The 9,141-nt window shown below is 62.0% G+C and carries 8 protein-coding genes and 1 pseudogene; 4 read left to right on the top strand and 5 right to left on the bottom strand.

Features of this window, described 5'->3' with window-relative positions; translation table 11 throughout:
• The 4 genes and pseudogenes from V7082_RS20605 to V7082_RS20590 form a co-directional block, all read left to right on the top strand.
• Positions 1 to 306, top strand: a pseudogene (locus V7082_RS20605) (nucleotidyl transferase AbiEii/AbiGii toxin family protein); the annotation flags it as partial.
• Positions 307 to 319: 13 nt separating this feature from the next.
• A complete protein-coding gene (locus tag V7082_RS20600) occupies positions 320 to 2,116 on the top strand; it encodes an ATP-dependent nuclease (protein WP_020818534.1) in 1,797 nt (598 codons plus the stop codon).
• An 11-nt stretch (positions 2,117 to 2,127) separates the two neighbouring features.
• Positions 2,128 to 3,954 (top strand): UvrD-helicase domain-containing protein, encoded by a 1,827-nt coding sequence (locus V7082_RS20595; RefSeq protein ID WP_020818533.1) that lies wholly within the window; start codon positions 2,128 to 2,130, stop codon positions 3,952 to 3,954.
• 27 nt (positions 3,955 to 3,981) lie between these two features.
• Positions 3,982 to 4,878 carry a 3'-5' exonuclease gene (locus V7082_RS20590; RefSeq protein ID WP_025160752.1) on the top strand — a complete coding sequence of 299 codons (897 nt, stop codon included), beginning with the start codon at positions 3,982 to 3,984 and terminating at the stop codon, positions 4,876 to 4,878.
• Positions 4,879 to 4,896: 18 nt separating this feature from the next.
• Here the strand turns inward: V7082_RS20590 and V7082_RS20585 are convergent, their stop codons facing one another.
• From V7082_RS20585 to rplS, 5 genes are all read right to left on the bottom strand, one after another.
• Positions 4,897 to 5,334, bottom strand: a complete 438-nt coding sequence (locus V7082_RS20585; protein ID WP_025160753.1) for a thermonuclease family protein — start codon at positions 5,332 to 5,334, stop codon at positions 4,897 to 4,899.
• Positions 5,335 to 5,372: 38 nt separating this feature from the next.
• Positions 5,373 to 6,614, bottom strand: coding sequence for a tyrosine-type recombinase/integrase (locus V7082_RS20580; protein WP_020818530.1), 1,242 nt, complete (start codon positions 6,612 to 6,614; stop codon positions 5,373 to 5,375).
• A gap of 137 nt (positions 6,615 to 6,751) precedes the next feature.
• A complete protein-coding gene (locus tag V7082_RS20575) occupies positions 6,752 to 7,435 on the bottom strand; it encodes a JAB domain-containing protein (RefSeq protein ID WP_334151481.1) in 684 nt (227 codons plus the stop codon).
• A 14-nt stretch (positions 7,436 to 7,449) separates the two neighbouring features.
• Positions 7,450 to 8,274, bottom strand: a complete 825-nt coding sequence (gene map, locus V7082_RS20570; protein ID WP_334151487.1) for a type I methionyl aminopeptidase — start codon at positions 8,272 to 8,274, stop codon at positions 7,450 to 7,452.
• A 164-nt stretch (positions 8,275 to 8,438) separates the two neighbouring features.
• Complete coding sequence (gene rplS, locus V7082_RS20565; protein WP_334151479.1) at positions 8,439 to 9,101, bottom strand: 50S ribosomal protein L19; 663 nt, start codon at positions 9,099 to 9,101, stop codon at positions 8,439 to 8,441.
• Positions 9,102 to 9,141 lie beyond the last annotated feature (40 nt).

The raw sequence follows: 9,141 nt of genomic DNA, 5'->3' as shown, positions 1-9,141 counted from the left end.
GTCCGGCTGGATGAAGCCGGCTTCGCGGAAGCTGCTTTCGCCGATCGCGAACTGGTCAGCGCTGTCGCCCGGCACAAGTCGATGTTCTTCGCGGAGAAAGCCGCCGACCGCACGCCGATCGACTATGCAGCGGCTGTCAGCGGCGGCTTGCAGCTCGTGCCGGTCGGCGACGGCGCGAAGGCGCTGAAGGAAGACTATGCCCACATGGTCGAGGACGGGCTGCTCTTCGATGACGCCGAGCCGTTCGAAGCGCTCATGGCGCGATGTACAAATATAGCTGCGCGGGCTAACCGAATGGGGGCCTAAAGGGGGCGGGGCGTTGAAGATATTCTCGGTAGTGATCGAAAATTTTCGCGGCATCCAGTCGGCAAAACTGGTGCTGCCTGATCACGCCGTACTGATCGGCGACAACAATACCGGCAAATCGTCAGTATTCGAGGCGATCGATCTCGCCTTGGGGCCGGACCGGCTGAGCCGGCGACCACCCGTGGATGAGCATGATTTCTATCAGGGGCGCTATCTTCCCAGCCCAAACCCCGATGCTCCCGAGGGCGCGGAGCCAGGCCCCGCGCCGAAAATCACGGTCGAGGTGACGATCACCAATCTGTCGCCGGAGCAGGAGGCACGATTTGGAGCCAACGTCGAGTGGCTGAATACTACTACCGGAGACTTCTATCAGGAGGCCGACCCGGCCGGGGTCGATGCTGCCGAGATCAAGGCCGCGCTGCGTGTCACATTCGTCGGCCAATACGATCCTGATGAGGATGACTTCGTCGGCAACAGCTATTTCACGCGCAGCCTTTCAGAGGATGAGACACCTGCATCGTTCTCGAAGAAGGACAAGCAGCACTGCGGATTTCTTTTCCTGCGGTCGTTGAGGACAGGATCTCGGGCGCTCAGCTTGGAACACGGCAGCCTGCTGGACATCATCCTCCGGCTGAAGGAAATCCGGCCGCAGATGTGGGAAGGGACGATCGGAACGCTTGCAGCCATCGATGTAGCGAGCGACCCGGCCATTGGCATTTCGGGCGTGCTCGAGAGCATCGACAAGTCGCTGAAGAAATACGTCCCACGCGAATGGGGGGTGAAGCCGCACCTGAAGGTGTCGAACCTGACGCGCGAGCATTTGCGCAAGGTCATCACCGCGTTCATCGCCACGGGTGCGGGCGATCACGCCGCTCCCTTCTTTCGGCAGGGAACGGGGACGATCAATATGCTGGTGCTCGCGATGCTGTCACAGATCGCCGAGGACAAGCAGAATGTCATTTTTGCGATGGAGGAAGCCGAAACGGCAATTCCGCCATATGCGCAGAAGCGGATTGTCCATGAGCTGCGCAAACTGTCGGCGCAGTCGCTCTTCACGTCGCACTCGCCGTATGTGCTCGAAGAGTTCAGCCTCGACGAAACCGTCATCCTTTCGCGATCGGACAACGGCCAACTGAGCCAATCCAAAATCGAGTTGCCGGAGAGCATTAAGCACAAGCGTTATCGGCAGGATTTCCGGACCCGTTTTTGCGAGGGGCTACTTTCGCGCCGTGTCCTCATCGCCGAAGGCGCTACGGAGGCGACCTCCTTCCCGGTCGTCGCGCGGCGACTGGCCGAGCTTAGTCCGGCTACCTATGCGTCTCTGGAAGCCTTGGGCGTCTGCGTGATCGACGCCGGAAGCGAGACCCAGATCGCCGACCTTGGGGCCCTATACAAGAGCCTCGGGAAGCGGACCTTTGCATTGTGCGACAAGCAGACAGATGCCGCCAAGGCTGCCATTGAGGCCCAGGTGGAACGCCTGTTCATGCACGACGAGAAGGGCATTGAGGATCTGATCCTCAACAACACCACGCAGGCTGCATTGGAGCGATTTTCCGATCAACTCGATTGGCCGCAGCATCTGCTGAACCAGTATCCGAATCCAAAAGCACAAGCGGCTGCCGCGCTTGGAGCTTATTTCAAATGGTCAAAAGGTAATTGGGGAATAGCCGAGTTCTTAGCCCAGTGCTCCGAAGTCGAAATCCCTCAGTGGCTGCGCGATGCCTGCACCACCTTGAAGGCAGCGTGTGACCCGCCACCTCAACCGGCCGAGGCCGATGGCGAAGATCTTTTTGCTGACATCTTGGGATAGGCGATTGCGCGGTGGTCGACCTAACCGAAACGCAGAAGGCAATTCTCCAGTCCATTGGGCATCAGCTCGTCACCGGCGGTCCCGGTTCGGGGAAAACCACCGTTTCCATCCTCAAGGCAGCGAAGATCGCGCGCGAGGAATTGAAGCCCGGTCAGCGTATCCTTTTCCTCAGCTTCGCGCGGGCCACCGTTTCCCGCGTCCTTGAGGCGATCGACGAAGAAAGCGCGATCACGCGGGAGGAGAGGCGACGGATCGAGGTCGATACCTACCATTCGTTCTTCTGGCGCATCCTCAAAACGCATGGCTATCTCGTCGGCTTCCCACGGCGGATGACGATCCTCACGCCTCCGAATGAGGCGATTGCATTGTCGGCGGTTCGAAGCGGCTACAAAGCGGCCAGGAATCTGTCGGATGAGGAAAAGGCCGAGAAGCGCGTGAAGGAGGTGGCGGAGCGTGTCCGGTTGGCGACCGAAGAAGGGAAGGTCTGCTTCGACCTGTTTGCAGACCGCGTGGCAACCCTGCTTCACGGCTCAGATAAGGTTCGAGCGCTCATCTCTACGATGTATCCGTACATTATCCTGGATGAGTTTCAGGACACCAGCGCCGATCAATGGCGGGTGGTCCAGGCCCTCGGTGCCAACAGCACGTTGATCGCTCTTGCCGACCCGGAGCAGCGCATCTTCGATTTCATCGGCGCCGATCCGGAAAGGCTGAACCACTTCACGGCAGCCTTCGCGCCGACGGTTCACGATCTCGCCGGTGACAACCATCGGAGTAAGGGGACTGAGATTGCTCTATTCGGCAACGACATCCTTACGGGGAAATTTTGCCAGAACGACTACAAGGGGATCGATTGCGCGCTGTTCGAGTCGAATCCCAACCAAGCTTATGCCTCATTGGTCGGTCAGGTGCTGCAAGCCCGGAAGCGGTTGATCGAAACTGGCCGGAGCGATTGGTCATTGGCGATTCTCGTGCCGACCAAGAAAATGACCCGGATGGTGTCGGATATTCTGCGCGAGCCATTCGGCAATGTCCCGCCCATTTCCCATATGGCCGCCGTCGATATGGAAGGCCCGATCCTGGCTGCGGAGATCATCGCCTTCCTGCTCCAACAGCGCGGGCATGACGGATGTTTCGACGAATTTGTCGAGTTGATGTGCAGCTATTTCCACGGTCGAGGTGGTGCAACGCCGACCAAGAGAGACATGGACGAGGCTGCGCGGTTCCGGAAGGCGCTGTCCAAGTGGAACGAATGTCTAGCGAAAGGACGACCGACGCCTGGTAACAGCGTCTTGCAGGGAACCTATGCCGTGCATCAGGCAATTGCTGCGCTGACGTTCACGGGCGATCCGGGCGCAGATTGGGTCGCGGTGCGCGGCGTGCTGGATGCTGGGGCCTGTGAGCGACTGAAGGATGTTGCAAAGGAGGTCCGTAACGTGCGTCTGCTTGAGCGCGGTACACAGCTCCGTCAGGGGTTGGCTCAGGACTGGCGTGACGTCAGCGGCTATAGCAACGCTCTTGCGATCACCCGCCAGTCGTTTGTTCAGGAGCATTTCGCAACAGCTCACAAGCCTGAATCCGGCATCGTGGTGATGAACATGCACAAGGCGAAGGGAAAGCAATTCGACGAGGTTGTCATCTTTGAAGGATGGCCAAAACGCTTCAAAGGCGAGATCGTGGCTAATCCTGATCGGATCGTCTCCGGCAATGTCCACGATGGGGCGATGACGCAGGCGCGTCAGAATTTTCGGGTCAGCGTCACGCGCGCAAGGGCGCGCACAACGATCATGACACCAAGGGATGACGTCTGTGTTTTGCTCAGGCCTGGACCGGCATGACCCAAGCCTCTGGGTATGAAGTGCACGATGACGACATCTTCTGAGCATCTGGAGACCCTGGCGCAGACGCTGGAGGCCACGGGAGATTACCGGATCATCCGGCGTCTCAAGCCGCGCCCTCACATCGTTCCGCCTCCAGGCGCGCCGCTGCGCCTTGGCTTGGTGGTCGACGTGGAGACTACGGGGCTCGATCCTCAGCGCGACGAGGTCATCGAACTCGCCATGACGCCATTCAATTACGGCTTGGATGGCACCGTTTTCAGTGTGGGTGACAGCTTCCTAGGGCTGCGTCAGCCGAGCGAGCCGATCGCGCCGGAAATCACCGCGATCACCGGTATCACGAATGAAATGGTGGCCGGCCAGGTCATCGATCCCGCCGAGGTCGCCAGATTCGCGGCACCGGCCTCGCTCGTCATTGCACACAACGCGGCGTTCGATCGCCGCTTCCTCGAACGCTTCAGCGACGTGTTCTCGACGAAACCCTGGGCCTGCTCGCTCAGCCAGATCGATTGGGCGGCGGAAGGATTCGAGGGTGCGAAGCTCGCCTATCTCGCTCAGGCGGCCGGCTTCTTCTATGATCGCCACCGCGCGATGCACGACTGCCTTGCGACGATCGAGCTGTTGGCGATGCGGCTGCCCCGATCTGGCGTTACGGGTCTTAGCCGCCTTCTGGATGGCGCTCGTACTGTCGCTTGGCGCATCTGGGCGGAGAACTCGCCCTTCGACCTCAAGGATGTTCTCAAGGCGCGGGGATACCGCTGGAACGGTGGTCCCGGCCCGCAGCCCCGCGCTTGGTATATCGACGTTCCCGAAGCCCAACGCGAGGCCGAGCTGCGGTTCTTGAGAACGGAAATCTATAGGTATGAGGTCGATCCCCCGGTCCGGCGGATCGATGCCTATGATCGGTTTTCAGATCGCATCTAAGCGCCACCAAAGGTCGGGCTAACGCTTGCTTTGCTCGTATCCGTTGCCGCCCTCGATGTTTCCGACCGCCTTCAATAAATCCCCGATGGAGCGTCCTCCGATCCGGCAGGTGGCAACCACACGGTCGTAGGACCTATGGTTGGCAACGCACTCCGCGTTCCGGCCCATGGCAAGTCTTTCCAGCGCGGCCTTGGCAGCAGGGCCGGTGGGGGAGTGGAGTTCGGGCGCGTAGAAATCCTCCAGCCGGATCTCCACCCAGTTGGCTGGCCCTTGGCCCACAGCCACGCACAGGGAGTCGCCGTCGCCGACATAGACCACGGGACCGGAGAAATGTGCGCCCCTGTGGAGATAGGACGGCATCGGGCCGCGGTCGGGAATGGCCTTGCAGGGATCGGCCTTGGCCGCGGTCGCTGTGGTCAGCGCAGCCAGTAACGCCAGGCCGATTACGATACGCATAGTCGTTTCTCGCTTCCGCTTTATGGGGCGCCGGAGGCTCATGCCGCCGCTTTCATGCGCTTCTTGGCGAGCATGGCGCGGACGAACTTGTCCCATTTCGCCATGCCGGCGCGCTTTTCCACCATGTAATTCCAGCGGTCGTAGTGCTTGGAGCTGACGTCCTGCAAGGCGTGGTTCTGGAGGCGGTCGCGGATCTCTTTCGGGACGCCCGCCTTTCCGGCCAGGGTCTTGAAGGTGCGACGGAGGTCGCGGTTGGTCGCATGGGGGATCACCCCGCGATCCCGCTGGCGCCAGATGAAGCTGTAGAGTGTGCCGTGGCTGACGGGCTTCGACGGGTCTTTGGCAGAGGGGAAGAACCAGCCATGTTCGTTCGGGATAATCGACTCGATCAGTTCGGCAGCCAACGAGGGCACCGGAACAGCGTGCGGCTGAAGGTTTTTGGTTTTGGTCCAGTCGATGATCCGTTCCTTGGCGTCCCATTGATCGACATGCAGACGAGCGATTTCCTCGACCCGTTGGCCGGTCAGCATGATGATCTGGACAGCGCGGGCATAGGAGGGATGAACCGGGGTGTCGGGGCATTCGAGCCAGCGATAGAGCCGAACGAACTCTTCCTCGCTCAACCAGCGTGTTCCGATGGTCTTGGGTTCGGTCGGTATGCCGGCGGCAGGGTTGTAGGTCAGCCGGAAGCGACGCGCGGCGGTGGAGCGGTAGTCGTGCTCGGATTTCAGGCCCCAGCTAAAGGCGGATCGAATGTAGCTGCGCACATGATCGGCCATTGAACGCTTGCCGCGCTCATAGATGGGGCGAATGATCGCTATGATCTCATCCGGTTCGATATCGCGGGCCGGGCGGTTGCGTCCTAGCGTATCGGCGATCTTGTTGAGGCCCTTTTCCGCCTCCTTCCAAGACGACTTCCCACCCCCCTTGAGGTAGGCGACATACGCCTCGAAGAGATCGGCGACGGTTCCCGGTCGCGTGTCGCCGGCAATCTTGATGCTACGGCCTTTCTGGATCAGCTCCGCGAAGTCGCGGTTGAATATCTCGCGGGCCTTGCTGAGGGGCATCGAGGGATACGAGCCGAGCTTCTTCTTGAGGCGCTTCTCGTCGCGCCATTGCTGCGCCATCCAGTCCGCGGTCACGCGGGTAGGCATGGGCTTCATCACGAGGACCAGCCGGCCGGTTCCGTGACCCTCGCCATCGACAAGGCTGAGCTGCTTGCCGGTCGTTTCCACCTGCTTCAGGGCTCGGCGAATTTCTCCATCTGTAAGGCTTGGCACTGGGGTTCTCCGTCGGCTTCCAACTGGGGTCGCTCGACGGGTTCGTGGGGTCGGCGACTGGGGTCAAAAAGGGCTTCGATCCCCTTAAAACCGACCCCAATATGCCACAATGGCCGACTCTACGACAAGCCTAAAAATTATTGTGTTTCAAGGTGATGTGGCGTGATTGAACGTGATCGAAAAGGCCAAGTGGGGTGGTTGTGCACGAGAATGATGGCGCTCGACGACAGCTCGAGCGCCCGCTTCACCACCTCGCGCACATAGACCGGCGTATGATCGACCGTCCCCCGTCCCTGCACCTCGTCGGCGATCAGGGCGTTCTTCTTGTCGAGGAACAGGATGCGGAACTCTTCGCGGTGCTCGAAGGCTTGCGCCACGCGCAGATAGTCGAGCACCTGGCTCCAGCTCCCGAGCACGGGGCGCGAGGCGATCTCGCTGCGCATGAGCCGCAGCGCCGCAGCCCGGATCAGCTTGAGCTCCGTGATGACCGCATCGCCCACGCCCCGCACCTCTTTGAGCCGCGCCTCCGGCGCATTGACGACCTCGGCAAAGGAGCCGAAACGCCCCAGCAGGCGCTTGGCGAGATCCTTGGTGTCGCGACGCGGAATGGCGCGGAACAGCACCATCTCGATGAGCTCGTAGTCGGGAAGCGCGTCGGCCCCGGCCTGCCGGAACCGCGCACGCAGGCGCTCCCGGTGGCCGGTGTAGAGCGGCTGCGGCCCTTCGAGGAAGGCGCCTTGCGGATCGGGCTCGTCCTGCGGCGCGTCCGCCGCGCCCCGCTCCGGAGCCGCTTTCGGGTCTCGCGCGCCGGGATCGTGCATCGGTCAGGCCCGCATCAGCTCTTGCGGGACGGCCACTCGAGTCCGGCCGGCGAATGCGTGAACACCTCGACGCCGGTCTCCGTGACGCCGACCGTATGCTCGAACTGCGCCGAAAGCTCCCGGTCGCGCGTCACCGCGGTCCATCCGTCCGACAGCACCTTCACATGCGGCTTGCCGAGGTTGATCATCGGCTCGATCGTGAACAGCATGCCGGGCTCCATGACGGCGCCGTCGCCGGCCTCCCCGTAGTGGAGCACGTTCGGCCGATCGTGGAACAGCCGCCCGAGACCGTGCCCGCAGAAGTCCCTGACGATGCTGCAGCGCTCCTGCTCCGCGAACGCCTGGATGGCCGCGCCGATGTGTCCGAGCGTATTGCCGGGCTTCACCTGCGCGACGCCGAGCTTCAGCGCCTCGTAGGTGACCTCGATCAGCCGCTCCGCGCGCCGGCTGATGGCGCCGACCGCATACATGCGGCTCGTGTCGCCGTGCCATCCGTCGACGATCAGCGTCACATCGATATTGATGACGTCGCCCTCCCGTAGCGGCTTGGGGCCGGGGATGCCGTGGCAGACCACGTGGTTGACGGAGGTGCAGATCGACTTCGGAAAGCCGCGGTAGTTGAGCGGCGCAGGGATCGCCCCGTGATCGAGCGCGAACGCGAGCACGCGGTCGTCGAGCTCCTCCGTAGTCACGCCGGGCTCCACGTAAGGCCCGATCATGTCGAGCGCGGCCGCGGCGAGCTGGCCCGCCTTGCGCATGGCCGCGAAGGCTTCGGGACCGTGCCGTTTGATCTGGCCGGTTTCACGCAGTTGCGCGCGGCTGACTTCGACGTTCGACATCATGGGTAGGGGCCTCTCCCCCGCTGATCACGTGTGAAATGTAGTCCGAATCGTCCCTCGCGCAACGCTCGGGGCGGAATTGGTCCCGTGACAGCAAAACGGCGGCTGCCCGGAGGCGCCGCCGTCTGATCGCGGGAAAGGCCGGCTCGCGCCGTAGCTTCCGCTTATTCCTTTGCCTCCTCGGCCGGCACTTCCGCAGCAGCCGCCTCCGCGACGAGCTTCTGCGCCTCGCCCACCCAATTGTCGCGCTCGATCTGGCCGTTGAGCTTCAGCGCCTCGTCGACGTTGGCGATGTCCTCGTCGGAGAAGTTGGCGACCTGCTCGAACTTGAAGCAGTTGAGCGTCTTGAGACGGGCTGCGAGATCGGCACCGATGCCCTTGATCTGCGAGAGATCGTCAGCCTCGCCCTTGGGCTTCTTGAAGCCCTTCCAGGCGGCGTTGAGGCGGCGGGCGCGAACGTCCGTGCGCTCGAAGATGCGCGCGGCGCGGCCGCGGCGGCCACGGAGGTAATAAAGCTTCGCCCGGCGCACCTTGCCGCGGCGCAGAACCTCGATCTCGGCGATGTAGGGCGAGTAGATCGGGAACACGCGCTCCACGCCCTCGCCGTAGGAAATCTTGCGGACCGTGAAGCTCTCGTTGATGCCGCCGCCGGAGCGGGCGATGACGACGCCCTCATAAGCCTGCAGGCGGACGGACTGGCTCTTGCCCTCGCCCTCGATGACCTTCACCATCACCTTGACGGTGTCCCCGGGGCCGAACTCCGGCACGGTGCGGGTCCTGAGCACGGCATCCATCTGCTCGCGCTCGAGCTGTTGAATGATGTTCATTTTCATTCCTTTTTGCTTGTACATCAATGCAGAGGAGCGG

This window comes from Hyphomicrobium sp. (assembly GCF_036833075.1).
In the GTDB taxonomy this organism is placed as follows: Bacteria; Pseudomonadota; Alphaproteobacteria; order Rhizobiales; family Hyphomicrobiaceae; genus Hyphomicrobium_C.
Note: the sequence above shows the minus strand (reverse complement) of the source record. Positions and strands in the feature narration are given on the sequence as shown.

Bases quoted from the DNA above. Each gene is read 5' to 3' on its own strand.
- V7082_RS20590 (WP_025160752.1), top strand. From the start codon at position 3,982: ATGACGACATCTTCTGAGCATCTGGAGACCCTGGCGCAGACGCTGGAG.
- V7082_RS20585 (WP_025160753.1), bottom strand. From the start codon at position 5,334: ATGCGTATCGTAATCGGCCTGGCGTTACTGGCTGCGCTGACCACAGCG.
- V7082_RS20575 (WP_334151481.1), bottom strand. From the start codon at position 7,435: ATGCACGATCCCGGCGCGCGAGACCCGAAAGCGGCTCCGGAGCGGGGC.
- map (WP_334151487.1), bottom strand. From the start codon at position 8,274: ATGTCGAACGTCGAAGTCAGCCGCGCGCAACTGCGTGAAACCGGCCAG.
- rplS (WP_334151479.1), bottom strand. From the start codon at position 9,101: ATGAACATCATTCAACAGCTCGAGCGCGAGCAGATGGATGCCGTGCTC.